At 65.4% G+C, this 25,317-nt stretch carries 26 protein-coding genes and 1 tRNA gene; 23 read left to right on the top strand and 4 right to left on the bottom strand.

Going from position 1 to position 25,317, the window contains the following annotated elements; all coding sequences use genetic code 11:
* Window positions 1-2 precede the first annotated feature (2 nt).
* The 8 genes from T8S45_RS04180 (at window position 3) to rnr (ending at window position 9,682) form a co-directional block, all read left to right on the top strand.
* The gene (locus T8S45_RS04180) at window positions 3-554 is read left to right on the top strand and encodes a CvpA family protein (RefSeq protein WP_322294793.1); all 552 of its coding nucleotides are present in this window, start codon (window positions 3-5) and stop codon (window positions 552-554) included.
* Between the two features lies 1 nt (window position 555).
* Entirely contained in the window at window positions 556-993 is a 438-nt protein-coding gene (locus T8S45_RS04175; protein WP_322294792.1) for an iron-sulfur cluster assembly scaffold protein, read from the top strand.
* A 33-nt stretch (window positions 994-1,026) separates the two neighbouring features.
* Window positions 1,027-2,655, top strand: coding sequence for an MFS transporter (locus T8S45_RS04170; protein ID WP_188641773.1), 1,629 nt, complete (start codon window positions 1,027-1,029; stop codon window positions 2,653-2,655).
* Window positions 2,648-3,691 (top strand): alanine racemase, encoded by a 1,044-nt coding sequence (gene alr, locus T8S45_RS04165; protein ID WP_322294791.1) that lies wholly within the window; start codon window positions 2,648-2,650, stop codon window positions 3,689-3,691. Before T8S45_RS04170 ends, alr begins: the two co-directional genes overlap by 8 nt.
* Before the next feature lie 70 nt (window positions 3,692-3,761).
* Window positions 3,762-4,310 (top strand): polyhydroxyalkanoate synthesis repressor PhaR, encoded by a 549-nt coding sequence (gene phaR / locus T8S45_RS04160; protein WP_322294790.1) that lies wholly within the window; start codon window positions 3,762-3,764, stop codon window positions 4,308-4,310.
* A 46-nt stretch (window positions 4,311-4,356) separates the two neighbouring features.
* Window positions 4,357-5,901, top strand: a complete 1,545-nt coding sequence (locus T8S45_RS04155) for an aminoacyl--tRNA ligase-related protein (RefSeq protein WP_188641770.1) — start codon at window positions 4,357-4,359, stop codon at window positions 5,899-5,901.
* 40 nt (window positions 5,902-5,941) lie between these two features.
* Entirely contained in the window at window positions 5,942-7,315 is a 1,374-nt protein-coding gene (locus tag T8S45_RS04150) for a M20/M25/M40 family metallo-hydrolase (RefSeq protein ID WP_322294789.1), read from the top strand.
* Between the two features lie 24 nt (window positions 7,316-7,339).
* A complete protein-coding gene (gene rnr, locus T8S45_RS04145) occupies window positions 7,340-9,682 on the top strand; it encodes a ribonuclease R (RefSeq protein ID WP_322294788.1) in 2,343 nt (780 codons plus the stop codon).
* 30 nt (window positions 9,683-9,712) lie between these two features.
* Here rnr and T8S45_RS04140 read toward each other — a convergent pair whose 3' ends face one another.
* Window positions 9,713-10,162 carry a universal stress protein gene (locus tag T8S45_RS04140; protein WP_322294787.1) on the bottom strand — a complete coding sequence of 150 codons (450 nt, stop codon included), beginning with the start codon at window positions 10,160-10,162 and terminating at the stop codon, window positions 9,713-9,715.
* Window positions 10,163-10,300: 138 nt separating this feature from the next.
* Between T8S45_RS04140 and T8S45_RS04135 the strand changes: the two genes are divergently transcribed.
* The 5 genes from T8S45_RS04135 (at window position 10,301) to T8S45_RS04115 (ending at window position 14,317) form a co-directional block, all read left to right on the top strand.
* On the top strand, window positions 10,301-11,614 hold the full coding sequence (locus tag T8S45_RS04135; protein WP_322294786.1) for a pyruvate dehydrogenase complex dihydrolipoamide acetyltransferase: 1,314 nt from the start codon (window positions 10,301-10,303) through the stop codon (window positions 11,612-11,614).
* Window positions 11,615-11,679: 65 nt separating this feature from the next.
* Window positions 11,680-12,033: a hypothetical protein gene (locus tag T8S45_RS04130; protein WP_322294785.1), complete on the top strand. Its 354-nt coding sequence runs from the start codon at window positions 11,680-11,682 to the stop codon at window positions 12,031-12,033.
* Window positions 12,026-12,403 (top strand): acyl-CoA thioesterase, encoded by a 378-nt coding sequence (locus T8S45_RS04125; protein WP_322294784.1) that lies wholly within the window; start codon window positions 12,026-12,028, stop codon window positions 12,401-12,403. The genes T8S45_RS04130 and T8S45_RS04125 overlap by 8 nt, the downstream gene beginning before the upstream one ends.
* Window positions 12,404-12,636: 233 nt before the next feature.
* Complete coding sequence (gene lpdA, locus T8S45_RS04120) at window positions 12,637-14,049, top strand: dihydrolipoyl dehydrogenase (RefSeq protein WP_322294783.1); 1,413 nt, start codon at window positions 12,637-12,639, stop codon at window positions 14,047-14,049.
* 97 nt (window positions 14,050-14,146) lie between these two features.
* Window positions 14,147-14,317 (top strand): hypothetical protein, encoded by a 171-nt coding sequence (locus T8S45_RS04115; protein WP_188641764.1) that lies wholly within the window; start codon window positions 14,147-14,149, stop codon window positions 14,315-14,317.
* 72 nt (window positions 14,318-14,389) lie between these two features.
* On the opposite strand, the gene T8S45_RS04110 is transcribed toward T8S45_RS04115, so the two are convergent.
* Window positions 14,390-14,479: transfer RNA gene (locus T8S45_RS04110), tRNA-Ser, on the bottom strand.
* A gap of 101 nt (window positions 14,480-14,580) precedes the next feature.
* Between T8S45_RS04110 and T8S45_RS04105 the strand changes: the two genes are divergently transcribed.
* Genes T8S45_RS04105 through mazG form a run of 10 tightly spaced genes read left to right on the top strand, consistent with a single transcriptional unit; the run spans window position 14,581 to window position 23,408 of the window.
* Window positions 14,581-15,612 (top strand): lytic murein transglycosylase, encoded by a 1,032-nt coding sequence (locus T8S45_RS04105; RefSeq protein WP_188641763.1) that lies wholly within the window; start codon window positions 14,581-14,583, stop codon window positions 15,610-15,612.
* Window positions 15,596-16,477: an SPOR domain-containing protein gene (locus tag T8S45_RS04100; RefSeq protein ID WP_322294782.1), complete on the top strand. Its 882-nt coding sequence runs from the start codon at window positions 15,596-15,598 to the stop codon at window positions 16,475-16,477. The genes T8S45_RS04105 and T8S45_RS04100 overlap by 17 nt, the downstream gene beginning before the upstream one ends.
* Window positions 16,478-16,496: 19 nt before the next feature.
* On the top strand, window positions 16,497-17,684 hold the full coding sequence (locus T8S45_RS04095) for a serine hydrolase (protein ID WP_322294781.1): 1,188 nt from the start codon (window positions 16,497-16,499) through the stop codon (window positions 17,682-17,684).
* Complete coding sequence (tmk, locus tag T8S45_RS04090; RefSeq protein ID WP_322294780.1) at window positions 17,681-18,310, top strand: dTMP kinase; 630 nt, start codon at window positions 17,681-17,683, stop codon at window positions 18,308-18,310. The genes T8S45_RS04095 and tmk overlap by 4 nt, the downstream gene beginning before the upstream one ends.
* Window positions 18,307-19,269 (top strand): DNA polymerase III delta subunit-related protein, encoded by a 963-nt coding sequence (locus tag T8S45_RS04085; protein ID WP_322294779.1) that lies wholly within the window; start codon window positions 18,307-18,309, stop codon window positions 19,267-19,269. Before tmk ends, T8S45_RS04085 begins: the two co-directional genes overlap by 4 nt.
* Before the next feature lie 29 nt (window positions 19,270-19,298).
* The gene (gene metG, locus T8S45_RS04080; RefSeq protein ID WP_322294778.1) at window positions 19,299-20,873 is read left to right on the top strand and encodes a methionine--tRNA ligase; all 1,575 of its coding nucleotides are present in this window, start codon (window positions 19,299-19,301) and stop codon (window positions 20,871-20,873) included.
* A complete protein-coding gene (locus T8S45_RS04075; protein ID WP_322294777.1) occupies window positions 20,873-21,649 on the top strand; it encodes a TatD family hydrolase in 777 nt (258 codons plus the stop codon). Before metG ends, T8S45_RS04075 begins: the two co-directional genes overlap by 1 nt.
* The gene (locus T8S45_RS04070; RefSeq protein ID WP_322294776.1) at window positions 21,646-22,413 is read left to right on the top strand and encodes an MBL fold metallo-hydrolase; all 768 of its coding nucleotides are present in this window, start codon (window positions 21,646-21,648) and stop codon (window positions 22,411-22,413) included. Before T8S45_RS04075 ends, T8S45_RS04070 begins: the two co-directional genes overlap by 4 nt.
* The gene (locus T8S45_RS04065; RefSeq protein ID WP_322294775.1) at window positions 22,410-22,586 is read left to right on the top strand and encodes a hypothetical protein; all 177 of its coding nucleotides are present in this window, start codon (window positions 22,410-22,412) and stop codon (window positions 22,584-22,586) included. Before T8S45_RS04070 ends, T8S45_RS04065 begins: the two co-directional genes overlap by 4 nt.
* 51 nt (window positions 22,587-22,637) lie before the next feature.
* On the top strand, window positions 22,638-23,408 hold the full coding sequence (gene mazG / locus T8S45_RS04060) for a nucleoside triphosphate pyrophosphohydrolase (RefSeq protein ID WP_322294774.1): 771 nt from the start codon (window positions 22,638-22,640) through the stop codon (window positions 23,406-23,408).
* On the opposite strand, the gene hflX is transcribed toward mazG, so the two are convergent.
* Window positions 23,397-24,683 (bottom strand): GTPase HflX, encoded by a 1,287-nt coding sequence (gene hflX, locus T8S45_RS04055; RefSeq protein ID WP_322294773.1) that lies wholly within the window; start codon window positions 24,681-24,683, stop codon window positions 23,397-23,399. The two genes, mazG and hflX, sit on opposite strands and share 12 nt — an antisense overlap.
* Window positions 24,684-24,709: 26 nt before the next feature.
* On the bottom strand, window positions 24,710-25,237 hold the full coding sequence (gene hfq, locus T8S45_RS04050) for an RNA chaperone Hfq (RefSeq protein ID WP_188641753.1): 528 nt from the start codon (window positions 25,235-25,237) through the stop codon (window positions 24,710-24,712).
* Window positions 25,238-25,317 lie beyond the last annotated feature (80 nt).

Below are 25,317 nucleotides of genomic sequence, written 5' to 3'. Positions count from 1 at the left end.
CGATGACGGGTTTGGATATCGTTGTGTTGCTGATCGTGGGCCTTGGCGCGATCACCGGGTTCATGCGCGGTTTCGTGGAAGAAACGCTCGCGCTGTGCGCCTGGATCTGCGCGATCTTCGCGATCCGCTACCTCCACACCCCGCTGACGACCGCGATCGCCCCCTATCTCGATTTCAACAACGGCGCCCCGGTGCTCGCCTTCGCGCTGCTGCTGCTGGTACCCTACGCGGTGGTCAAGCTGATCGCGAACCAGTTCGGCAAGGCCTCGCGCGCCTCGGCGCTGGGCCCGTTCGATCGGTTGCTCGGCTTCGGCTTCGGCACGGTCAAGGGGGTGGTGATCACGGTCTTCGCCTTCTCGGTGCTGGTGCTCGGCTACGACACGGTTTGGGGAATTGGCGGGCGTCCGGACTGGGTGACGCAGGCGCGCAGCTACACCTTCATCAATTCGGCGAGCCAGTCGCTCGTCGAGATGATCGCCGAGCGGCGACAGGCGCTGCAGGAGCGCCGCGAGAACGCCGCCGAGGAAGCTGCGGTCGACACCGACGCGGACTGACATGTCCAGCGCCGCCCAACTCTACACCACCGATATTCTCGGGCTGGCTGTCGCGCTGGCTGATTATCCGTTCGCGGGAAACGCGTGGGATCGCCGCGGAGAAGCGCGCGCGCCGCTCTGCGGCAGCACGGTCGCGCTTGGCCTCGCGGTCGATGCGAACGGCGCCATCGAACAACTCGGCCTCCAGGTCCAGGCCTGCGCGATCGGCCAGGCGGCGGCGGCGATCTTCGCGCAGGATGCGCGCGGCACGGGGCTTGCCGCGATCGTCACCGCCCATGCGGCTATCGCCGACTGGCTCGCAGGCGAGGGCCCCTTGCCAGACTGGCCCGGCTTCGACTTGCTCGAGCCGGCGCGCGGCTATCCCGCTCGCCACGGCGCGATCATCCTGCCGTGGAAGGCCGCGATCCGGGCGCTTTCCCCCGACGACGTAGCGGGCTAGGAGCATCGCTCAACTTTCGGGAGGGGAAAACCGATGAGCGATGCGCTGCACGGGCGCGAGCCGACCAAGAAGGAACTGCGGCTGGTGATCGCCGCCAGTTCGGCCGGCACGATCTTCGAATGGTACGATTTCTTCATCTACGGCACGCTTGCGGGCCTGATCGGGGCGGCATTCTTCCCGAGCGGCAACGAGACGCTCCAGATCCTGCTGGTCTGGGCCGGTTTCGCGGTCGGGTTCGGTTTCCGCCCGCTGGGCGCGATCCTGTTCGGTTTTCTCGGCGACAAACTGGGGCGCAAATACACTTTCCTCGTCACCGTCACGCTGATGGGCATCGCCACCGCCGGGGTCGGCCTGATCCCGAGCGCAGCGAGTATCGGGATCGCGGCGCCGATCATCGTGATCGGCTTGCGCATCCTGCAAGGCCTCGCACTGGGCGGCGAATATGGCGGCGCGGCGATCTACGTCGCCGAGCATGCCCCGCCCGAAAAGCGCGGGTTCTATACCGGGTTCATCCAGGCGAGCGTGGTCGGCGGCTTCGTCCTCTCGATCATCGTGGTGATTGCCTGCCGTGCCCTGTTCAGCGAGGAGGCCTTCGCCGAATGGGGCTGGCGCGTGCCCTTCCTGCTGTCGATCATCCTGCTCGGCATTTCGCTATGGATGCGGCTGAAATTGTCCGAGAGCCCGGTGTTCCAGGCGATGCGCGAAGCCGGCGAGACCGCTGGGAATCCCTTCGTCGAGAGTTTCACCTATCCCGGCAACAAGAAACGCATCCTCGTGGCCTTCGGGGTCACCGGCGTGCTGACCACGATCTGGTACACGGCGTTCTTCTCGGGGCTTAGCTTCCTGCGCGGCCCGATGCGGCTCGACGAAAGCCTGGTCGAGTGGCTGCTGCTGATCGCCGGACTGATCGCGATGAGCTTCTATGTGATCGTGGGCCGGTGGTCGGACCGGGTCGGCCGCAAGAAGCCGATCGTGATTGGCGCGCTCGCGTCGCTTGCCCTGCTGTTCCCGATCTTCTGGAGCATGGGCAGTCTCGCCAACCCCGGACTTGCGCAGGCGGCGCAAGAGACCCCGATCGTCGTCTCGGGCCGGCAATGCGACACCGATCCCTTTGCCGAACTGTTCGACCGCGAACAGAGCGATTGCGGCAAGGTGCTTGAAACGCTGACCGCCAGCGGCGTCGCCTATTCGGTGACGCAATCCGAAGACCTCGCGGTAACCGCGGGCGGGACTGCGATCCCGCTCGAGGCTGGTTGGTTCGACGACGCTGGCGCGCGACGCGACGGGTTGCAGGCGGCATTGACCGAGCGCGGCTTCGATTTCGACCGCCAGAACCCGCCGCTCGCCAATATCCTCGGCATCCTCGGCCTGCTGCTCGTGCTCGGCGTGCTCTCGGCATTGACCTACGGCTCGGTTGCCGCACTGCTGACCGAGATGTTCCCGACCAAGATCCGTTACAGCTCGATGTCGATCCCCTACCATTTCGGGGCCGGTTATCTCGGAGGATTCCTCCCGTTGATCGCGGGCATCATCGTCGCGCGCACGGGCGACGTCTATGCCGGACTGTGGTACACGATCGTCGTGGTCGCCGCAGGCCTCGGCATCGTCCTGTGGGGCGTCGACGGCGGCCCACCGAAGGACTTCGAAGACACGCATGGCTGACCTGCCCCCGCCGACGCTGCGGCTGACCGTCGATCGGGCGGCGCTGGCCACGAACTGGCGCGCGCTCGACCGGATGAGCGGTGCGGCGCGGGCAGGGGCGGCGGTCAAGGCTGACGGATACGGGCTGGGTGCACGGCTCGTCGCGGAAACGCTGTGGGAGGCGGGCTGCCGCGATTTTTTCGTCGCGCACTGGTCCGAAGTGCCCGATCTTCTGGAGGTTGTGCCACCCGAGGCTATCGCGGTGCTGCACGGACCGATCAATGCCGAGGAAGCGGCCTACGCGCGTGCAGTGGGGGCTCGACCAATCCTCAACTCGATCCACCAGGCGAGGTTGTGGAACGCGGCGGGGGGAGGGCCGTGCCACCTGATGCTCGACACCGGGATGAACCGGCTCGGCCTGCCGCTCGCCGAACTCGACGCTCCGGAGGTCGCCGCGCTCGACATCCACGTGTTGATGTCGCATCTCCATTCGGCCGACGAGGACGGCGAGACCAACGAGCGCCAGCGGATCGCCTTCGACGCGGCGCGCACCAGGATCGCCCACCGCGAAGCGAGCCTTGCGAACAGTGCCGGGATCGCACTCGGTGATGGCTATCACTACGACCTGACCCGTCCCGGCCTGTCGCTCTATGGCGGTGTCCCTCGACCCGAACTTGCCGACGTAATCCGCCAGGTCGCCCGGATCGACGCCGCGATCATGCAGACGCGCGAGCTGCAGGCGGGCGAGACGGTGGGTTACAACGCGACCTTCACCGCGCCGCACGCGATGCGGATCGGTACGGTCGCGCTCGGATATGCAGACGGTTACCTGCGCTGCTGGTCGGGCAAGGGCGCGATGCGCAGCGGCGACGCCCGATTGCCGGTGCTGGGGCGTGTCTCGATGGACATGACCGCGATCGACCTGACCCACGCCCCCGACCTCGCCGAGGGTGACTGGGTCCGAGCCGAATACGACCTGCCCGAGGCTGCACGGGTCAGCGGCCTGTCGCAATACGAGTTGCTGACCGCGCTCGGCTCGCGCTTTCTCCGCGCGTAAGGGCACAAATATTGCGCTGCACTAAGCGGTGCTGCTAGTGCGAAATCTCATTCCTATTCCGGAGAGCCAGATGGCCGCGCGCCCCAGAGATCCCGACGAACCGATCATCATCAAGAAATACGCGAACCGGCGGCTCTACAACACAGACAGCTCGAGCTACATCACGCTCGAAACGCTGGCCCAGATGACTCGCGACAACCAGGAATTCCAGGTCGTCGACGCCAAGTCGGGCGACGACATCACCCACCAGGTGCTGACCCAGATCATCATGGATTCCGAATCGAGCGGCGAACAGCTGCTGCCGGTGTCGTTCCTGCGCCAGCTGATCTCGCTATACGGCAATTCGATGCAGGCGCTGGTCCCGTCCTATCTCGACGCCTCGATGAAGAGCTTCTGCGACAACCAGGAAAAACTGCGCGATTCCTTCGGCAAGGGCCTGTCGGAAAACCCCTTCGCCAAGATGGCGCAGCACAACATGAAGATGTTCGCCGATGGCTGGCGCGCGGTGCTCGCACCGGGACAGCAGGCCTCGCCCAAGGGCAAAGATAGCGACGACCTTGCAGAACTGCGCGCCCAGATGGCGGCGATGCAGGACAAGCTCAACAAGCTCGACAAGTAACAGACCCAGACCCGTCCGCCAGGGCGGGCGCTCCGAAGGAAGATTTGTGGCCAACATCCGCCATGCGCTGAATACGCGGCGCGCAGACGATTTCGCCGCCTGGTACCAGGAAGTCATCACCGCCGCCGACATGGCCGAGGAATCGGGCGTGCGCGGCTGCATGGTGATCAAGCCGTGGGGCTACGGCATCTGGGAGCGGATGCAGCGCCTGCTCGACGACCGGATCAAGGCGACCGGGCACGACAACGTCTATTTCCCGCTGTTCATCCCGCTCGGCAATTTCGAGCGCGAGGCCGCGCATGTCGACGGCTTCGCCAAGGAAATGGCGGTGGTCACCCACCATCGGCTGATCGCCGACGGGGCAGGGGGCCTCAAGCCCGACCCCGAGGCGAAGCTCGAGGAACCGCTTATCGTCCGTCCGACCTCGGAAACGATCTTCGGCGATGCGATGGCGCGCTGGATCCGGAGCTGGCGTGACCTGCCGCTGAAATTGAACCAGTGGGCCAATGTCGTGCGCTGGGAGATGCGCACCCGCATGTTCCTCCGCACCAGCGAATTCCTGTGGCAGGAAGGCCATACCGCGCATGAGAACGAGGCAGAGGCGCGCGAGCACACGATGCGCATGCTCGAGGTCTACCGCGCCTTCGCCGAGGAAGATCTCGGCCTGCCGGTGATCGCGGGCGAGAAGCCCGAGCACGAACGCTTCCCGGGCGCCGATGCGACCTATTCGATCGAGGCGATGATGCAGGACGGCAAGGCGCTCCAGGCCGGCACCTCGCACTATCTCGGCACCAGCTTCGCGCAAGCCGCGGGAATCAAGTACCAGGATCGCGAAGGCGGCGAGCAGTTCTGCCACACTACCAGCTGGGGCGTTTCGACCCGCATGGTCGGCGGGGTGATCATGACCCATGGCGACGATGACGGGCTTCGCGTGCCGCCGCAGGTCGCGCCGTGGCAGGTCGTGATCCTGCCGATGCTGCGTGACAATGACGGGGACGAGGCGGTGCTCGCCTATTGCCGCGACCTTGCCGCCAAGCTCGGTTCGCAAAGCGCGTTCGGTGAACCGCTGCGGGTCAATCTCGATACCCGCCCGGGCAAGGCCGCGCAGAAGCGTTGGGACTGGGTCCGCAAGGGTGCACCGTTGATCGTCGAGATCGGCGGGCGCGACGTCGAGAACGCCAAGATCAGCCTGCTGCGCCGCGATGCGCTGTGGAACACGGAGAACGGCAAGCCCGCCTTCCGCGATCCCTCGCCCGACGAGTTCGCCGCGAGCGCCGGTGCCGAGCTCGAAGCGATCCAGACCGCGCTGTTCGAGGAGGCGCGTGCGCGCCGCGACGACAACATCACGCGAGGACTGACCACGTTCGACGAGCTGCGCGCTTTTTACTCATCGAAGGACAAATATCCCGGATGGGTCGAAATGGCCTGGGCACGCCCCACCGGTGCGGCGCTCGACAAGGTGGTCGAACAGCTCAAGTCCCTGAAGCTCACCATGCGCAACGTGCCGCTGGGCGACGAAGGCGTATCGGGCACCTGCCCCTTCACCGGCGAACCCGCGGTCGAGCGGATCTATATCGGGCGCGCCTACTGAGCCCCTTGCGTCGCGGTCGCGGGCGCGCGAGAAGCGGCGCATGAAAGCATTTGCCCCCATTGCCGCCCTGCTGGCCGCCACGCCCGCCATCGCCCACGATCGCCCCGCCGATGAGGTCTCGGCCGAACGATTGCGCGCCGATGTCGAGCGGCTGGTCGCCTTCGGGACCCGGCACACGCTGTCCTCGCAGGACGACCCCGAACGCGGGATCGGCGCGGCGGTCGATTGGGGTGCCGAGGTGTTTCGCGACATTTCCGCCGAATGCGGCAATTGCCTCGAGGTCGAACTGCCGGAGACGATGGTCTCCGGCGATCGCATCCCCGAGCCGGTGCGCCTGCGCAACGTGGTCGCGATCCAGCCCGGCACCGAGCGCCCCAACGAGGTCGTGATCGTGCAGGGTCATATCGACAGTCGGGCGAGCGACGTGATGGACGGCACCGTCGAAGCCCCGGGCGCGAACGACGACGGATCGGGCACCGCGCTGGTGATCGAGGCGGCGCGCGTGCTGTCGGGGCAGCAATACCCCACCACCATCGTCTACGCGCTGCTTTCGGGCGAGGAGCAGGGCCTGTTCGGCGCACGGCTGCTGGTCGACTGGGTCGAGAGCAAGGGTTATACGGTCAAGGCCGTGCTCAACAACGACGTGGTCGGCAATAGCTGCGGGTCGGACGGCTATTGCGACGCCGCGCATGTCCGCGTCTTCTCCGAAGGGCCGCGCGCCGACCTCGACGACCGCTACCGTTCCGCGCAGCGCCGCGAGGGCGGCGAGAACGACAGTCCCTCGCGCAATCTCTCGCGCTGGCTCGACGGGATCGCCGATGGCGACGCGACCGGGCTCGACGTGCGCCAGATCTGGCGCACCGACCGAATGGGCCGCGGCGGCGACCAGATCCCGTTCCTCGAGGCGGGGTATCCCGCGGTCCGCTTCTCGGTCGCGGTCGAGGATTACGAACACCAGCACCAGGACCTGCGCACCGAGGACGGCGTGACCTACGGCGACACGGTCGACGCGATGGATTTCGATTATCTCGCGAAAGTCACCAAGCTGAACGTCCGGGCGCTGGAACGGCTCGCACGTGCGCCGATGCCCCCTGCGCCCCGCGCCCGCGCGGCGGTGCGGACCTTTACCGAGCTGAGCTGGGAGGAAGTGCCGGGCGCGACCGAATACCGGATATGGCAGCGGCGGACCGACGAGGGCCATTGGCGGGACGGTCCCCTGCGCACGATATCCGCTTCCGCCCATGGCAGCGACGCCGATGCACCCGATTTCGCCATCGAGCTTGCAGGCGTACGCGGCGACGACTGGATCTTCGGTGTCAGCGCCTGTTCGGCAGAGGGCCTTTGCAGCCCCGTCGCCAGCGCGGTCCCGGGCGGGGCGTTCGCGCCGATCGCGCCACGGGGTGACAATGACTGACCGGCTCCCCATATCGCCGGGCATATGACGAAACCGAAAAAGAACAGGGCGCGCCACCGCAATCCGGGGCTGCCTTCGAAGGACGAGATCCTCAAATTCATCAAGACCAGCGATAATCCCGCCGGCAAGCGCGAGATCGCGAAGGCGTTCGGCCTCAAGGGGCAGGAGCGCGTGCAATTGAAGGCGCTGCTGCGCGACATGGCCGATGAAGGCATGATCGACGGCAACAAGAGCGCGTTCCACCGCATGGGCGGCGTGCCCAAGGTCACCGTACTCAAGGTGGTCGAGATCGAGGACGGCGAACCGATCGCCGTGCCGGAGAACTGGGCGCCAGACACCGGCACCCCCGCGCCGAAAATCCGCCTGATCGAGAAGAAGGACAAACACGCCGCCTTGCGCACCGGGGACCGCGTGCTCGCGCGGACCGAGGAGGCCGGGAAGGGCCATCGCGGCTTCGTGATGAAGAAGCTGCCGCAGCGGCTCGACCAGATGATGGGCGTGGTCGATATCGACAAGAGCGGCCAGGGCTGGCTCGCCCCGGTCGACAAGAGCGTGCGCAATTCCTCCAAGATCGCCGACCTGGGCGGCGCGGAAGACGGCCAGCTCGTCTATGCCGAGACGGTCGGGCGCGGACAGCGTGCGTCGGTCAAGGTCACCGAGGTGATCGGCGATCCGCTCGCGCCCAAGAGCTTCAGCCTGATCGCGATCGCCAAGCACGGCATCCCGCATATCTTCCCCGACGAGGTGATCGCCGAAGCGGAAAGCGCGGCCAAACTGCCGCTCAGCGAGGACCACCGCGAAGACCTGCGCCACCTGCCGATCGTCGCGATCGATCCCGCCGACGCGCGCGACCACGACGATGCGATCTGGGCCGCGCCCAACGACGAGGGCGGGTTCGACGCGCTCGTCGCGATCGCCGACGTATCCTATTACGTGCGCCCCGGCGGCAAGCTCGATCGCGAGGCGCGCAAGCGCGGCAATTCGGTCTATTTCCCCGACCGCGTCGTGCCGATGCTGCCCGAAGTGTTGAGCGCAGACGTCTGCTCGCTCCGCCAGGGCGAGGACCGCGCGGCGATGGCCTGCCACATGAAGATCGACGCCGAAGGGCGGATCAAGGACTGGCGCTTCACCCGCGCGATCGTGCGGATCGACGAGGTCATCCCCTACGAGGACGCGCAGCGCCGGATCGACGAGGGCGCGGCGGGCGAAAACCTCAACAACCTGTGGGCCTGCTGGAAGGCTCTCCACGCCGCGCGCGAAGCGCGCGACCCGCTCAACCTCGAGCTGCCCGAGCGCAAGGTCCAGCTCGACGACCAGGGCCGCATCACCGAGATCGCCGTGCGCGAACGGCTCGATGCCCACCGCGTGGTCGAGGACTTCATGATCGCCGCCAACGTCGCCGCAGCGAAGGCTCTCGAAGCCAAGTCTGCGCCGGTGGTCTACCGCGTCCACGAACAGCCGAGCCGCGAAAAGATCGTCGCGCTCAAGGACTATATCGAGAGCATCGGCGGCAAGCTCGCGCTGGGGCAGGTGATCACCCCTTCGCTGTTCAACCGCATGCTCAAGGACGTCGCCGACGAGCAGGAGAAGGCGCTGCTGATGGAAGCGGTGCTGCGGAGCCAGACGCAGGCCTATTATGGGCCCGCCAATGCCGGCCATTTCGGCCTCGCGCTGGGCAGTTACGCGCATTTCACCTCGCCGATCCGCCGCTATGCCGACCTCCTGGTCCACCGCGCGCTGGTTGATGCCTACAAGCTCGAACAGCCGAAACCCAAGGGCAAGCTGCCCGACAATTCGGGCTTGTCGGACCAGGATCGCAGCGACCTCGGCAAGATTTCCGATGCGATCAGCAAGACCGAGCGCCGTGCGATGGAGGCCGAGCGCGACACGATCGACCGCTACGTCGCCGCCTGGCTCGCGGGTCGCGTGGGGCAGACCTTCGAAACGCGGATCACCGGGGTGCAGAGCTTCGGCTTCTTCGCCACGATCCTCGAATTCGGCGGCGACGGGCTGGTCCCGGTCTCGACGCTCGGCAACGACTATTTCCAGTACGACGAGAAGGCGCAGTCGCTGGTCGGCGAGCGGACCGGCGAGAGCTACACCGTCGGCGACCGGCTCGAACTCAAGCTGGCCGAGGCGAACCCGATCACCGGTGCGCTCAAATTCGAGGTGCCGGGGCAGGAAGGCCGTATCGAGAAACGCGGCAATCGTGCGCACGGCAAGAAGAAGCGCGAGGGCGGCAAGGGGCACGGGAAAGGCCAGGGCAAGCACAAGGGCGCGTCGAAGGACAAGCCCAAGCATGCCCAGGGCAAGCGCGGTCGTCCGGCCAATATTCGCCACCAGGGGCGGAGCAAGAAGAAGGGATAGGCTCGCTCGGGGCGACCTAGCCCGGGTCGGTCAGAACTGGTCCTCGACCGTCTCGGGCACCCAGTCGCCCGGGATGATGTAGAGCGGGCAGGGCAGCGTGCCCGAATGTGCGCTGAAATGGGTCACCAGCGGATCGGCCCCGTCGCGCGAGGCGCCAAGCACCAGCGCCGATATTTCCGGGTGGGTGGCGAGGTATTCGCGCACCACGCGTTCGGGCTCGCCCTGTTCGACCGAGATCACCGGCATCCGCCCGCTTTCGGAAAAATAGCGCCCGGCGGCCGAGGTCACCATCACCTCGGCGCGGCTGCGCGCCTCTTCCTCCATCGTCGCCTGCACCCCGCCGAAGGCGCTGAATTGCTGCGGCGGCACCAGCGCGAGCATGTGCACCGCGCCTTCCGCTTGCAGCGCGAGCCGCGAGGCGTAGGTCATCGCGACCTTCGCCTCGGGACTTTCATCGACGATGACCAGGTATACCCGCATCAAATCCTCTCCCTTCGCGGCGGTGTAGGATGCAATCGCGGCGCGAAGCAAGCGTGGACAGCGCGCTTGCCCCGCGCGCGCGGTTTGGGCAGAGAGCGGCTGAACGCGCTCCGCCGCTACGACATACAAGGATTTTCGATGCCCATCGCGATCAAGATGCCCGCGCTCTCGCCAACCATGGAAGAAGGCACGCTTGCCAAGTGGCTGGTGAAAGTGGGCGATACCGTCGCCGCCGGCGATATCATGGCCGAGATCGAGACCGACAAGGCGACGATGGAATTCGAGGCGGTCGACGAAGGCACGGTCGCCGATATCAGCGTCGACGAGGGCACCGAGGGCGTCGCGGTGGGCACCGTGATCATGACGCTGGCCGAGGAAGGCGAGGATCTCGACGAGGCCAAGGCCGCGGCGGGAGATAGCGCGCCCGCGCCTGCTCCCGAGAAGAAGGAAGAGGCTGCCTCGGCGGACGAAGCCGCTCCGCCCGCACCCTCGCCGAAACCGGCGCCCGCTCCGTCGCAGGACGTGGCCAAGGCTCCTGCCGCGCCGACCGTCGACGGCGACCGCATCATCGCCAGCCCGCTCGCGCGCCGGATCGCCGAGCAGAACGGCGTCGATCTCGCCTCGATCAAGGGTTCGGGGCCCAATGGCCGGATCGTGAAGGCCGACGTCGAGGGGGCCAAGCCCGGTGCCGCCCCGGCAAAGGACAGCGCCGCACCCGCACCCACGCCGACGGCCCCCGTCCAGCAGGGCGGCGAGCTCGATGCGCCCTACGAAGCGCACAAGCTCAACAATGTCCGCAAGGTCATCGCCAAGCGCCTCACCGAGGCCAAGCAGACGATCCCGCATATCTATCTCACCGTCGACGTGCGGCTAGATGCGCTGCTCAAGCTGCGCAGCCAGCTCAATGCCAGCCTCGAGCCGGACGGGGTCAAGCTTTCGGTCAACGACCTGCTGATCAAGGCACTGGCGCGCGCGCTGCAGCGCGTGCCCGCCTGCAATGTCAGCTTCCAGGGCGACGAGCTGCATCAGTATACGCGCGAGGATATCTCGGTCGCGGTCGCCGCACCCTCGGGCCTGATCACGCCGATCATCGTCGATGCCGGACGCAAGGGGCTGGCGCAGATCAGCACCGAGATGAAGCAACTCGCCACCAAGGCGCGCGACGGCAAATTGCAGCCGCACGAATATCAAGGCGGCACCGCCAGCCTCTCCAATCTCGGCATGTTCGGCACCAAGCAGTTCGACGCGGTGATCAACCCGCCGCAGGCGATGATCCTGGCCGTGGGCGCGGGCGAGAAGCGGCCCCATGTGATCGACAACGCGCTCGGCATCGCCACCGTGATGAGCGCCACCGGCAGCTTCGACCACCGCGCCATCGACGGCGCAGATGGGGCGCAGCTGATGGAAGCGTTCAAGCAGCTGTGCGAGAACCCGATGGGGCTGGTGGTGTGACGTCAGCTAAAACCTGGATAGCATTTCTAGCAGCCATACTTATTACGAGCGCAGCGGCGGGCCTCGTGGTTTCCGTACTGAACGCGCTATCGATGGGTGTTTCGCCGTTTAACGATATTAAATCGACAGTCGAAACGGCCTGGGTCGTCGCGTTTTTTGCGGTTCCTTTCGTCAGCTTCTTTGCCATTTTTTTGGCGCTGCCGATCGCCCTGATTATGCGTGATAAAGGCTACAATTCGTTGTTGCAGTTCGCTGTTGTCGGCGTGGTCTTTGGCGGATTTTGCGGCTTACTGACCCCACTCGACTATCCCTCACCAGTTTGGGGCTTTGTGTCAGGCCTTTTCCCAGGGTTCGTTGCTGCAATAACGTGGTGGCTATTTGTCGAGCGGCAATCCGCAAAAGCCCATAGCAATGACTGACCGCGACCCAGCCATCCGCGTCACCGCGATGCCGGCCGATGCCAATGCCTATGGCGATATCTTCGGCGGGTGGCTGCTGAGCCTGATGGATCATGGCGCGGGGCTGATCGCCGCGCGGCGGGCGCGGGGGCGGGCGGTGACGATCGCGATGGATGCGATGGAATTCCACCAGCCGGTCAAGGTGGGCGACGAGGTTTCGGTCTATTGCACGATCGAACAGGTCGGGCGCACCAGCATGGTGATCGCCACCGAGGCCTGGCGGCGCGAGCGGCATTCCGAGCATGGCGGCAAGGTGACCGAGGCGAAGTTCACCTTCGTCGCGATCGACGATAATGGCCGGCCGCGTCCGGTGGATGGGGAGGGGGCGTGATGACCACTCCTATCTCTCCGTTCGTGTCGAGCGAAGTCGAGACACGTCAGCGCCAGGCCAGCGTCTCTCGACTGCGCTCGAGACGAACGGGTGGGATGGTGTCCTACACGCGCAAGTCATGGCAAAAGCGACGTCATGACACCCGCATTTCCACCCCGAAAGATTCCTTTCTCTGGACAGTGTAACACCCGGTCCATGTCTCCCTCAGGCATGGTGGCAAGATAGGATAGCAAATGGCTGACAAGTATGACGTAATCGTATTGGGCTCCGGTCCCGGGGGCTATGTTGCGGCGATCCGCTGCGCGCAGCTCGGGCTCAAGACCGCGATCGTCGAACGCGAACTGCTGGGCGGCATCTGCCTCAACTGGGGTTGCATCCCCACCAAGGCGCTGCTCCGCAGTGCCGAGATCCTCCATTATGCGCAGCATGCGAAGGATTACGGCCTCAAGATCGCGGGCGCGATCGAGGCCGATCTCGAAGCGGTGGTGAAGCGCAGCCGCGGCGTCGCCAAGCAGCTGAACCAGGGCGTCACGCACCTGATGAAGAAGAACAAGATCGCCGTTCACATGGGCGAGGGGACGCTGACCGGTCCGACCTCGCTGACGGTGAAATCCGACAAGGGCGAAGAAAAGCTCGAGGCCAGGCACGTCATCGTCGCCACCGGGGCCCGCGCGCGCGACCTGCCTTTCGCCAAGGCCGACGGCAAGCGCGTCTGGACCTATCGCCACGCCATGACGCCACCCGAAATGCCCAAGAAGCTGCTGGTGATCGGATCGGGCGCGATCGGGATCGAGTTCGCGAGCTTCTACAACGACATGGGCTGCGACGTCACCGTGGTCGAAATGCTCGACCGGATCGTGCCGGTCGAAGACAAGGATGTCTCGGCCTTCCTCAACAAGTCGCTCACCAAGCAGGGCATGACGATCATGACCGGCGCGGGGGTCGAAGACCTCAAGGTCACCAACAAGGGCGTGAAGGCCAAGATCAAGGACGCCAAGGGCAAGGTCAGCGAGACCGAGTTCACCCACTGCATCGTCGCGATCGGGATCGTCCCCAACACCGAGAATGTCGGGCTCGAGAAGCTCGTCGAAATGGATCGCGGCTTCATCCAGATCGACGATTACGGGCACACCAAGTCGAAAGGTCTCTGGGCGATCGGCGACTGCACCCCGGGCCCGTGGCTGGCGCACAAGGCGAGCCATGAAGGCGTCACCACCGCCGAGGCGATCGCCAAGGAGCTCGGCAACAAGGACGTCCATCCGCACCCGCTCGACCGCAACAACATCCCGGGTTGCACCTATTGCCACCCGCAGATCGCCAGCGTCGGGCTGACCGAGGAAAAGGCGGAGGAAGCCGGTTACGAAGTCAAGGCCGGCACGTTCCCCTTCATCGGCAACGGCAAGGCGATCGCGCTGGGCGAGGCCGACGGATTCTGCAAGACCGTGTTCGACGCCAAGACCGGCGAGCTGCTCGGCGCGCACATGGTCGGCGCGGAAGTGACCGAGATGATCCAGGGCTTCGTCGTCGGCAAGACGCTCGAGACCACCGAGGCCGAGCTGATGCAGACGATCTTCCCGCACCCGACGATTTCCGAGTCGATGCACGAAAGCGTGCTCGCCAGCTATGGCCGCGTGATCCACGTCTGACCCTTTGGCGCAAACCCCGCACCGTTCGGCGCTGCCAGCATGCCGTAACGGAAACCGCCGCTGGACTTTGCGCGTTAGGGTCGCAAAGGAGAGTCGCGTGGAATATGAAATCAGGGACAACCCCGAGGTCGATTACGACCAGCAGGGTGAGGTCATCGAACGCCATTCGGCGCTGAAGAACCAGTCCTCGGTCGGAGCGGACCAGTATCCTGCGAAGAAACGCAAGGAATTCGCCGCTCTCGTAATTCCCGAGGAAGAGAGCGCGTAGATCACGCAACGGCGCCGAAGCACCGGAAAGGGCCGCCCGCAAGGACGGCCCTTTTCTCGTGCCGGGTAGGAATGGCGGACAGGGTGGGATTCGAACCCACGAAGGGCTTGCACCCTTGGCGGTTTTCAAGACCGCTGCATTCAACCGCTCTGCCACCTGTCCGTCGCTGGAGTCGCTAGTCGCGCGGCATTAAAATGTCACCATCTACCGAGCTCGTGCGTTTGGTTCATCCGATCCTCATCGCTATACCCCAATGGAGCCCTATGCAGACCGTCAAGACCATCCTCGCCGCGCTCGCCGCCACCGCCATGACCATCCCGGTCGCCGCCTGCGCGCAAAGTTCGCTGAGCTTCGACGGCTACCTCGAACTCGTCGCCGCCAAGGCGCGGGGCGAGGGGGTCAGCGAAGGTGCGATCCGGCAGGTGATCGACGGGCTGACCTACAACGAACGCGTGGTCCGGTTCGACCAGTCGCAGCCCGGTTCGACGACCAGCTCCAATTCGAGCAGTTTCCCCGCCTTCCAACCCTATTACCGCCGCACCGTCACGCAGGATCGGATCGATGGCGGGCGACGCACGCTGGCGCGTTACCGCTCGATCGCGCAGCAGGTCGAACGCGAATCCGGCGTGCCGGCGGAGATCCTCGTCGCGATCTGGGGCAAGGAAAGCGCCTATGGCGCGGTGAAAGGCGATTTCGATCTCGCCCGCTCGCTCGCAACGCTGGCCTATGAAGGGCGCCGCCGCGAATTGTTCGAGCCCGAATTGATCGCGCTGATGAAGATGGTCGATCGGGGGGTCCCGCGCTCGCAACTGGTCGGCAGCTGGGCGGGCGCTTTCGGCAACCCGCAATTCCTCCCGACCGTCTATCTCCGGCTCGCGCAGGACGGCGATGGCAACGGCGTGGCCGATATCTGGAATTCGGCCCACGACACGCTCGCCTCGATCGCGCGCTACTTCGTCGATGCCGGGTGGGAGCGGGGATCGCCCTGGGGCGTTCCCGCGACGGTGCCGTCCGGCTTCGACCGCAGCGTCTTCGCCAACCCGATGACCGCGCCCTATTGCCCGCGGGTACACGAACGGCACGCGCCGTGGCGGACCGTGGCCGAATGGCGCGCGCTTGGCATCCGGCCGCAACAGGCGATCGCCGACGATACGCTGGTCAGCCTGATCGAGCCCGACGGGCCCGGCAATACGGCCTATCTTTTGACCCGGAATTATCACACGATCCTCGAATATAATTGTTCGAATTATTACGCCTTGGGGGTGGGACTGCTTGCCAATGAAATCGCACGCTAGGATTCTCGTCGCGTCCGCGGGCGCCGTGCTCCTGACCGGGTGCAGCACGCTCGGGCTGGAAGAGGATTATATCGGGGGGGCGCCACCCGCTTCGGGCCAGTCCGCGGGACCGCTCGATCCGGAAGGACCGGCAGGCGACTATCCGGTCGTCATCGGTCCGGCCTACACCGTCGACGGGGTGACCTACACACCCGAAGACGCGCTCAATTACGACGAAGTGGGATACGCCGTCCGCGATATCGACGCGGGGCCCGGCGTGACCGCGGCGCACCACACGCTGCCGCTGCCGAGCTATGTCGAGGTGACCGAGCTCGACGAAGGACGCACCGCGCTGGTGCGGGTCGAGCGGCGCGGACCGATGAAGGGTAACCAGTTGCTCGCGCTGAGCGCGGACGCGATGGCCCAGCTCGGAATCGCCTCGTCGGCTCCGGTGCGGGTGCGACGGGTCAACCCGCCCGAGGTCGAGCGGGCCAAGCTGCGCTCCGGCGAGCCCGCGCCGCTGCGGATCGAGACGCCCGAGGGACTGTTGACGGTGCTGCGCCGCAAATTGCCCGAGGCGAGGACGGAGGCATCGATCCGCCCCGCGCCGGTCGAAAGCCCCACCCCCGCCACGACACCTGCGCCCGAGCGTCCCACTCCGGCAACGCCGGTCGCCATCGCAGGCTATTACGTGCAGGCCGGTGCCTATTCCGAACGCGCCCGCGCCGATCGGGTGGCAGCCCGGATCGGCGGGCAGGTCTACCCGGCCGGCCGCCTGTGGCGCGTCCGGAGCGGCCCCTTCGCCACGGCTGCGGAGGCGGATCGCGACCTCGCCAGGATCCGCGCCGACGGCTTCGGCGATGCCCGCGTGGTGCGCGAAGACTGAGCCGGAAACGATGCGGGAGATGACAAAGGCGATCGCGGTAACAGCCGCAGCAATCGCAACCATCGCGGTGCCGCTCTCGGGCGCTTCGCAGGACCTGCCCTCGATCGCGATCGGCGATGCGCGGGTCGCCCCGCCGCCCGAGGCTGCGCTTGCACCTGTGGTGCTGCTGGTCGACCTCGGCACCGGACAGACGCTGTACGAGAAGAACGCCGAGCGCCGCTTCATGCCAGCCTCGGTGACCAAGGTGATGACCGCCTATACCGCGTTCGAGATGATCGAGCGCGGCGAGATCGACCTGCGCCAGCGCTACACTTTCGACGAGGACAGTTATCGCAACTGGCGACGTCGGGGCTCGACCATGTTCCTCGGTCTCGGCGAGCAGGTTTCGGTCGCGGCCTTGTTGCAGGGCATCCTGACCGTGTCGGCCAATGACGGCTCGGCGCTGCTGGCCAAGGGCGCCGCCGGCAGTGTCGAGGCCTGGACCGCCCGGATGAATGGCGAAGCGCGCGCGATCGGGATGCGCGACAGCAGTTTCGGCTCTCCCAACGGTTTTCCCGACGAAGGCCGGACTTTTACCACCGCGCGCGACCTGATCACGCTGGCGCAGGCGATCGTTACCCGCCATCCCGACAAATACGCGGCGTTCTTCGGTCACAAGAGGCTGACCTGGGACGAAATCACCCAGGAGAACCACGATCCGCTGATCGGCAATGTCGAGGGTGCGGACGGGATGAAAACCGGCTTCACCAACGAGGCCGGATACACCTATCTCGGTTCGGCCGAACGCAATGGCCGGCGGCTCGCCGTGGTCGTCGCCGGGGCCGAGCGCGGACGCGATCGCAACGCCGCGGCGCGCGCGATGATCGAATGGGGTTTTTCCGCCTGGCAACCGCGCCGCCTGTTCGCGCAGGGCCAGGAAGTCGGTCGGGCTAAGGTCCAGCAGGGCGCCGCGTCTTCGGTCGGGCTCGTGGCACCGCGCCAGTTCCATCTCAACATTCCGACCGCGAGCGATGGCGAGATCGACTTGAGGCTGACATATCGCGGTCCGCTCGTCGCGCCGATCGCCGCGGGCGATACCGTCGCGCGGCTGCAGATCAGGATCGACGGCGAACTGGTGCAGAGCGCGCCGCTGGTCGCGGCCGACGATGTCGGAGATGCCGATGCCGTCGACCGCCTCGGCAACGGGGTGTTCGGTTGGTTGCAATGACCGGGCGTTTCATCACCCTCGAAGGCGGCGAAGGGGTCGGCAAGTCGACCCAGTCGCGCCTGCTGGTCGACGCCCTGAACGCGCGTGGCATCGACTGCATCGCCACCCGCGAACCGGGCGGGACGCCGGGCGCCGAGGCGATCCGATCGTTGCTACTCGATGGCGATGGGTTTGCGCCGCGTGCCGAGGCCTTGCTGTTCGCCGCGGCGCGATCGGATCATGTCGAACGGTTGATCCGCCCCGCGCTCGAGCGCGGCTCCTGGGTCGTATGCGACAGGTTCCTCGATTCGAGCCGCGCCTATCAAGGCGGCGCCGGGGCGATCGGGGATGACGGCATCATGCAATTGCACGCGCTCGGCAGCAACGGCCTGCTGCCCGATCGCACATTGCTGTTCACCCTTCCGCCGGCGGAAGCCAAAGCGCGGCTCGACGCGCGCGATCATGGCATGAGCGATGCCATCGGTTCGCGCGGCGACGCCTATCACGACGACGTCGCGCGCAGTTTTGCAAGGCTCGCCGAGCAGGAGCCCGAGCGCTTCGTCACCATCGCAGCCGGTGGCTCTCCACAAGAGGTGCATACCGAGGTGTTGCGCGCCATCGAACCGCTTATCGAGACGCTGGCGTGACCTTGATCGGCCACGAAAAGCCGCGCCGGGCCTGGGTGCAGGCGTGCCAGGGCGACCGCCTTCACCACGCCTGGCTGCTCGCCGGGCCGAGCGGGGTGGGCAAGGCCACCTTCGCCCGGCTCTGCGCCGCCGAACTGGTCGGGGCAGGGGAGGGGGCCGGCAGCCCCTCGCCCGACAACCATCCCGATATCCTGACGCTGAGCCGCGCGCCGGCCGACGACAAGGAGGCGCGCAATCGCGACGAGGACAAGCCGTTCAAGCGCAAGCGCAATATCAGCGTCGAACAGGTCCGCACGCTACAACGCCGCTTGAACACGCGCCCGACGCTCGGTGCCCGCCGCGCGATCGTCATCGATCCGGCCGACGACCTCGAATCGGGGGCCGCCAACGCGCTGCTCAAGAGCCTCGAGGAGCCGCCGGCGGGCAACATCTTCTTTCTCGTGACCCACCGGCCCGGTCGCTTGCTCCCGACGATACGCTCGCGCTGCCGGGTGCTGCGGTTCGATCGCCTGCCGCAAGAGCAGGTGCGCCAGGTGCTGGCCCAAGAACGCCCGGAAGTGGGCGGCGAGCACCTCGATACGGCGATTGCCGGTGCCAATGGCTCGCCCGGCGCGGCGATGACCTGGATCGACGAGGATCTCGCCCGCGTCGATGCGGCGATGCGCGCGTTGTTGCGAGACAGCGTCCGGTCGGCCGAACATCGCGGCGCGCTGGCCGCGGCAATCGGGGCGAGACCTACTCCCGAAAGGCTCGCGGCAGTCTTCACGCTGGCGCGGCGCCTGCTGGCGGGTGAGGTGCGATCGGCACCCGCTGAGGCTCGTCCGCGCATCATCGAGGCGCATGCCGCACTGGTCGATCTCGCGGCGCGCGCGCCGACCGCCAATTTCGATCCCGGTCTGCTGGCGATGCAGATTGGCGGCTTGCTGGCGTCGGCGGCGCTCCCTAGAGAGGCCGCATAGTCGAAAACTCAAAAAGTCAGGCCTGCCGGGTGTCCGAACCCTATTACATCACCACCGCGATCAGCTACCCCAACGGCAAGCCGCATATCGGCCATGCCTACGAAGCCATCGCCGCCGACGTCATCGCCCGGTTCCAGCGCATGTCGGGGCGCGACGTGCGCTTCCAGACCGGGACCGACGAACACGGGCTCAAGGTCTACCAGAAGGCACGCGACCTCGGACGCGAACCGCGCGACCTCGCCGACGAGATGACCGCGCATTTCGTCGCGATGGGCGAGAGGTTGAACATCTCGCACGACAGGTTCCAGCGGACGGTCGACCCCGATCATCATCGCGCGAGCCAGGAAATCTGGCGCCGGATGGAAGCCAATGGCGATCTCTATCTCGATCGTTACGAAGGATGGTATTCGGTCCGCGACGAAGCCTATTACGACGAGAGCGAGCTGATCGATGGCGAAGGTGCCGACGGACGCACCGAGAAGCTCTCGCCGCAGGGCACGCCGGTCGAATGGACCGCCGAGGAAAGCTGGTTCTTCCGCTTGTCGAACTATGCCGACAAGCTGCTCGCCCTTTATCGCGACAACCCCGATTTCATTGCTCCCGAGCGCAGCCGCAACGAAATCATCCGCTTCGTCGAGGGCGGGCTCAAGGATTTATCGGTTTCGCGCACCAGCTTCGACTGGGGGGTAAAAGTGCCCGAGAGCGACGGACATGTGATGTATGTGTGGGTCGACGCCCTCACCAATTATATCTCGGGGCTTGGCTTTCCCGACGACAGCGAGGAATGGCGCAAATACTGGCCGTGCGACCTCCATTTGATCGGCAAGGACATCACCCGATTCCACACGGTCTATTGGCCCGCCTTCCTGATGAGCGCCGGGATCGAGCTGCCAAGGCAGGTGTTCGCGCACGGCTTCGTGCTCAATCGCGGGCGCAAGGAATCGAAGTCCGAGGGCAACGTCACCGATCCGCTCGCATTGGCCGACACCTACGGCGTCGATCCCTTCCGCTACTTCCTGATGCGCGAGATCGCCTTCGGGCAGGACGGCTCCTATTCCGACGAGGCGATCGTCACCCGCGCCAATGCCGAGCTGGCGAACAGCTTCGGGAATTTCGCGCAACGCGTTCTCTCCATGATCTTCAAGAACATGGATGGGAAACTTCCGGTCGACTATCAGCAGACCAATGACGACCGGGCGCTGACCGCCGCGGTCGCGAACGGTGTCGCCGAGCTGCGCAGGAACTTCGACGACCTCGCGTTCAGCGACGGGCTCGAGGCATGGATGCGCGCGGTGTTCGCCTGTAACCAATATATCGACGAACAGGCACCCTGGACCCTCAAGAAGACCGATCCCGAGCGCATGCAGGCCGTGTTGATGACCTGCTTCCGCCAGCTTCGCCCGCTGGCGCTGGCACTGCGCCCGGTCACGCCCGTGGCGGCCGACAAGCTGCTCGATCAGCTGGGCATGGGCGAGGCGCGGGATTTCGGCGCTCTCGACGATGCGACATGGTTCAAAAATCTCGCCGGTTCGGGGTTCGCGCTCGACAAGCCCGAAGGCGTATTCCCGCGGCTCGAACTCGCCACCGCTGTGGGGGAGGGCTGATGCTCGTCGATTCACACTGCCACCTCAATTACGAGGGCCTCGTCGAGGAGCAGGACGCCGTGCTCGATCGCGCGCGGGAGGCCGGTGTCGGACGCTTTCTCAACATCTCGACCCGCGAGAGCGAATGGGACGACATCGTCGCCACCGCTGAGCGCAATGACGACGTGTTCGCCAGCATCGGGATCCACCCGCACAATGCGGACGAGCACCAGCATGTGGACGAGGACCGGCTGCGCGCCGCCGTCGACCACCCCAAGGTGATCGGGATCGGTGAGACCGGTCTCGACTATTATTACGAGCATTCCGATCGCGAAGCACAGCAGCGCCTGTTTCGCCGCCACATCACCGTATGTCGCGAGACGCGGCTGCCGTTGATCATCCACACGCGCGACGCCGAAGACGACACGCTCGCGATCCTGCGCGACGAGATGGAGAAGGGCGCCTTCCCCGCGCTGATCCACTGCTTCACGGCTTCGGGCGAATTCGGCGACGCGGTGCTCGAACTCGGCCTGTCGATCTCGATCTCGGGGATCGTGACTTTCAAGAACGCGAAGGACCTTCAGGAAACAGCCGCGCGCGTGCCGGAAGATCGCCTGCTCGTCGAAACCGATTCCCCGTTCCTCGCGCCGGTCCCGCATCGCGGGAAAACCTGCGAACCGGCCTATGTCGCCGATACCGCCAAATTCGTGGCGGAATTGCGCGATACAGACGTCGAAAGCCTCGCTGCAACGACCACCCGCAACTTCTTTGAATTGTTCGCGAAAGCCGCGGCATGAAGATGGTGATGCTCGGTTCGGGCACATCGACCGGCGTGCCGCGCATCGGCAATGACTGGGGGCAATGCGATCCCGAAGAGCCGCGCAATCGGCGCTCTCGGGTTTCGATCATGATCGAGAATGACGAAGGAACGCGCCTGCTCGTCGACACCTCGACCGATTTGCGCGCGCAACTGCTGGCGAACGAGATCGACCGGATCGATGCGGTGTTCTGGACCCACGACCATGCCGATCACTGCCACGGGATCGACGATCTGCGGGCACTGCGTTTCGGTCGCAGCCACGCTATTCCAGGTTTTGCATCAAGCACTTGTGCATTGCGCTTGAGACAACGTTTCGGATACGTCTTCGCCGGACAGTTCGGCTATCCGACCATCGTCGAACTCAAGACCCTCGACAATGCTCGCATGCATGGTGGGATCGCATTCCGCGGGGTCGAAATGCCCCACGGGCCGACCCAGACCACCGGCTATCGGTTCGAGTGCGATGGCAAGTCGATCGTTTACGCAACTGATTTTTCTGAGATAACCGACGCAATGCTGCGGCTGTTCGACGGGGTGGATTTGCTGGTTACCGACTGCCTGCGCCGCGATCCACATCCCACGCACGCGCATCTCGACATGGCACTCGAACTCGGGCGCAAGACCGGTGCCGGCCAAGTCGTGTTGTCGCATCTGGACAAGAGCATGGATTATGCGACGCTGACCGAGGAAACGCCCGACAATGTCCTCGTCGGGTTTGACGGCATGGAGCTGGCAGCATGAGTACAACGGCGTGGACGACCCTGAGCATCGTATCGATCCTCGGTTGGTTGATCCTTGTCGTGCCAGGGCTCGCCGGACGCGGACTGACCGTTCCGAAGACCATCGGACTGGCGGTGACGTGGGTGGCTATATTCGGCGCTGCCTATCTCTTGTTCACGTATCTGGGGGCCTGACCCTCGGCTGAGTCTCCCTTATAGTTTTACATAATATATATTATCATCCAAATGGCATCACAGCAAATCGACCGCCTCCTCTCGATCATGGCCCGCCTTCGCGACCCCGCAACCGGGTGCGAATGGGACGTCGCGCAGACATTCCAGTCGATCGCGCCGTACACGATCGAGGAAGCCTACGAGGTCGCCGACGCGATCGCGCGCGAGGATCTCGCCGACCTGCGCGGCGAGCTCGGCGATTTGCTGCTCCAGGTGGTTTTCCATGCCCGCATGGCTGAAGAACAGGGGGCGTTCGACTTCGATGCAGTGGCGAAGTCGATTTCCGACAAGATGGAAGCACGCCACCCGCATATCTTCGGCGATGACGAAAGCGAGACGCCACAGACCCGGCGATGGGAAGATATCAAGGCCGCCGAACGCGACGCGCAAGGTGCCGCCAGCGCGCTCGATGGCGTTGCACACGCCTTGCCGGCACTGATGCGCGCCGAGAAACTGCAAAAACGCGCGGCGCGCAGCGGATTCGACTGGCCAGACAAGGACGGCCCGGCGGAGAAACTGGTCGAGGAAATCGACGAGCTGGCCGATGCCGATGGCCCCGATCACATCACCGAGGAAGCGGGCGACCTGCTGTTCGTTGCGGTCAATCTGGTCCGTGCCTACGGCGTCGACGCCGAAGCCGCGCTCCGCAGCGCCAACGAAAAGTTCGAGCGTCGCTTCAGGGCAATGGAATCCCTCGCCACCGACCAAGATGCCGACTTTTCATCGCTCGATCTGCAAGCACAGGAAACGTTATGGCAGGAGGTCAAGCGCTCAGAGCGTTGAAAAACGACCGAATTCACGCTCGGTCAGCCGCACCGACAACCGGTAGCCAGGTTGCTCGCCCGCGACTTCTTCCTGCGACAGCACCTCGCCATGGGCATGGAGCCAGGCGAGCTTCTGCCCTTCCCCTGCGGCGAGCGTGATCTCGTGGACCCGAGCATCGGCAGTCAGCAGCGCGTCGACCGTATCGAGCAGGGTCTCGATGCCCTCGCCCGTCTGAGCGGATAACAACACGATCGGCTCGTCGCGCGCCGCGATCCGGTTGCGCAGAGCCGCCTGGGCCTCTTCGTCGAGAAGGTCGACCTTGTTCCAGGCCTCGACGATCGGGGCTCCGGTCGGTTCGCCCTCCTCGTCGACCAGGTCCATGCCTCGGAGGACGTCTATCACGCGTTCACGCTGCTCTTCGGTGTCCGGGTTGGCGATATCGCGGACATGCACGATGACGTCGGCCGCGGTCACTTCTTCGAGCGTCGCGCGGAAAGCGGCGACGAGCTGCGTAGGCAGATCCGAGATGAACCCCACCGTGTCCGACAGGATTGCCTTGTCGACTCCCGGCAGCGCGATCGCCCTCATCGTCGGATCGAGCGTGGCGAATAGCAGGTCCTCTGCCATGACGTCGGCACCAGTCAGCCGGTTGAACAGCGTCGACTTGCCGGCATTGGTGTAGCCGACCAGCGCGACCACCGGCCACGGCGCACGTTCGCGACGCTCGCGATGGAGCCCGCGGGTCTTGCGCACCTGTTCGAGTTCCTTGCGCAGCCGGCCCATCCGCTGCCGGATCATCCGCCTGTCGGCCTCGATCTGCGTCTCGCCGGGACCGCCGAGGAAGCCGAAACCACCGCGCTGGCGCTCGAGGTGGGTCCAGCTGCGCACGAGTCGCCCCTGCTGGTAATCGAGATGCGCAAGTTCGACCTGCAGCCGACCTTCGGCAGTGGCCGCGCGCTCACCGAAGATTTCGAGGATGAGCCCGGTGCGATCGATCACCTTTCGCCCGATCTTGTCTTCGAGATTGCGCTGCTGGATCGCCGACAATTGGCCGTCGACGACGACGAGCTCGGCCTCGTGCATCTCGCAATCGGTGGCTATTCGTTCGACCTGACCCGAACCGAACAGCGTGGCCGGCTTGGGTTCGCGGATCGGAAGCGCGTAACTCTCGGCAATCACGAGGCCGATCGCGAGCGCAAGCCCCCTCGCCTCCTCCAACCGCGCCTCGAGATCGAGGTGACGCTTGTCGGGCAGGTCGGGGTGCACGATCAGCGCGCGGGCACCGCGTGTCACCTCTTCGGCACTGTCTTCGAGGAAACTCAGTCGCTATCGCCTTCTTCGCTCAGGTCGAGATGTTCGACCGGCTGGATGGTCGAGATAGCGTGCTTGTAGGCGAGTTGCACGTATCCTTCGCGTTCGAGCAGCGTGCAATAGGGATCGTAGGCCGCGATGCGGCCCTGCAGCATCACTCCGTTGATCAGGAACATGGTCACCTGGGCTTCGCTGTCGAGGCAGCGACCGAGGAAGACTTCCTGCAACAGCCGCTGCTTCTTGGCGGTGTTGCGCGAACCGAACTGCTCCGATTCCTGCGGCTGTGCGGGCATGATCGTCGAAATCGCGTGCTTGTAGACGAGCTGCGATTGCCCGTCGCGGCGGAGCAGCAGCGAGAAATTGTCGAACCAGGTGACGATGCCCTGGAGCTTGACGCCCTTGACGAGGAACACCGTCACGGGCGCCTTTTCCTTGCGCATCAGGTTCAGGAACTGGTCCTGAAGGCTCGGCGTGCTGGCCGCGCCGCCCTGGGTCTCGGTTTTCGTCGGTCGTGCGGAGAGTGTTTTTCCCGCCATTTCTCTTGCCCCCTTACCGCCACCTCTCGCTGATTTGCGGATGGCTGGTCAGGTTTCACCGCGAAACTTACGGCTTGGAA

This window comes from Pseudoblastomonas marina (assembly GCF_034374265.1).
GTDB lineage: Bacteria > Pseudomonadota > Alphaproteobacteria > Sphingomonadales > Sphingomonadaceae > Alteriqipengyuania_A > Alteriqipengyuania_A marina.
This window is presented reverse-complemented; position numbering and strand designations above follow the sequence as displayed.

Bases quoted from the DNA above. Each gene is read 5' to 3' on its own strand.
- T8S45_RS04180 (WP_322294793.1), top strand. From the start codon at position 3: ATGACGGGTTTGGATATCGTTGTGTTGCTGATCGTGGGCCTTGGCGCG.
- T8S45_RS04175 (WP_322294792.1), top strand. From the start codon at position 556: ATGTCCAGCGCCGCCCAACTCTACACCACCGATATTCTCGGGCTGGCT.
- T8S45_RS04170 (WP_188641773.1), top strand. From the start codon at position 1,027: ATGAGCGATGCGCTGCACGGGCGCGAGCCGACCAAGAAGGAACTGCGG.
- alr (WP_322294791.1), top strand. From the start codon at position 2,648: ATGGCTGACCTGCCCCCGCCGACGCTGCGGCTGACCGTCGATCGGGCG.
- phaR (WP_322294790.1), top strand. From the start codon at position 3,762: ATGGCCGCGCGCCCCAGAGATCCCGACGAACCGATCATCATCAAGAAA.
- T8S45_RS04150 (WP_322294789.1), top strand. From the start codon at position 5,942: ATGAAAGCATTTGCCCCCATTGCCGCCCTGCTGGCCGCCACGCCCGCC.
- rnr (WP_322294788.1), top strand. From the start codon at position 7,340: ATGACGAAACCGAAAAAGAACAGGGCGCGCCACCGCAATCCGGGGCTG.
- T8S45_RS04140 (WP_322294787.1), bottom strand. From the start codon at position 10,162: ATGCGGGTATACCTGGTCATCGTCGATGAAAGTCCCGAGGCGAAGGTC.
- T8S45_RS04135 (WP_322294786.1), top strand. From the start codon at position 10,301: ATGCCCATCGCGATCAAGATGCCCGCGCTCTCGCCAACCATGGAAGAA.
- T8S45_RS04125 (WP_322294784.1), top strand. From the start codon at position 12,026: ATGACTGACCGCGACCCAGCCATCCGCGTCACCGCGATGCCGGCCGAT.
- lpdA (WP_322294783.1), top strand. From the start codon at position 12,637: ATGGCTGACAAGTATGACGTAATCGTATTGGGCTCCGGTCCCGGGGGC.
- T8S45_RS04105 (WP_188641763.1), top strand. From the start codon at position 14,581: ATGCAGACCGTCAAGACCATCCTCGCCGCGCTCGCCGCCACCGCCATG.
- T8S45_RS04100 (WP_322294782.1), top strand. From the start codon at position 15,596: ATGAAATCGCACGCTAGGATTCTCGTCGCGTCCGCGGGCGCCGTGCTC.
- T8S45_RS04095 (WP_322294781.1), top strand. From the start codon at position 16,497: ATGACAAAGGCGATCGCGGTAACAGCCGCAGCAATCGCAACCATCGCG.
- tmk (WP_322294780.1), top strand. From the start codon at position 17,681: ATGACCGGGCGTTTCATCACCCTCGAAGGCGGCGAAGGGGTCGGCAAG.
- T8S45_RS04075 (WP_322294777.1), top strand. From the start codon at position 20,873: ATGCTCGTCGATTCACACTGCCACCTCAATTACGAGGGCCTCGTCGAG.
- T8S45_RS04070 (WP_322294776.1), top strand. From the start codon at position 21,646: ATGAAGATGGTGATGCTCGGTTCGGGCACATCGACCGGCGTGCCGCGC.
- T8S45_RS04065 (WP_322294775.1), top strand. From the start codon at position 22,410: ATGAGTACAACGGCGTGGACGACCCTGAGCATCGTATCGATCCTCGGT.
- mazG (WP_322294774.1), top strand. From the start codon at position 22,638: ATGGCATCACAGCAAATCGACCGCCTCCTCTCGATCATGGCCCGCCTT.
- hfq (WP_188641753.1), bottom strand. From the start codon at position 25,237: ATGGCGGGAAAAACACTCTCCGCACGACCGACGAAAACCGAGACCCAG.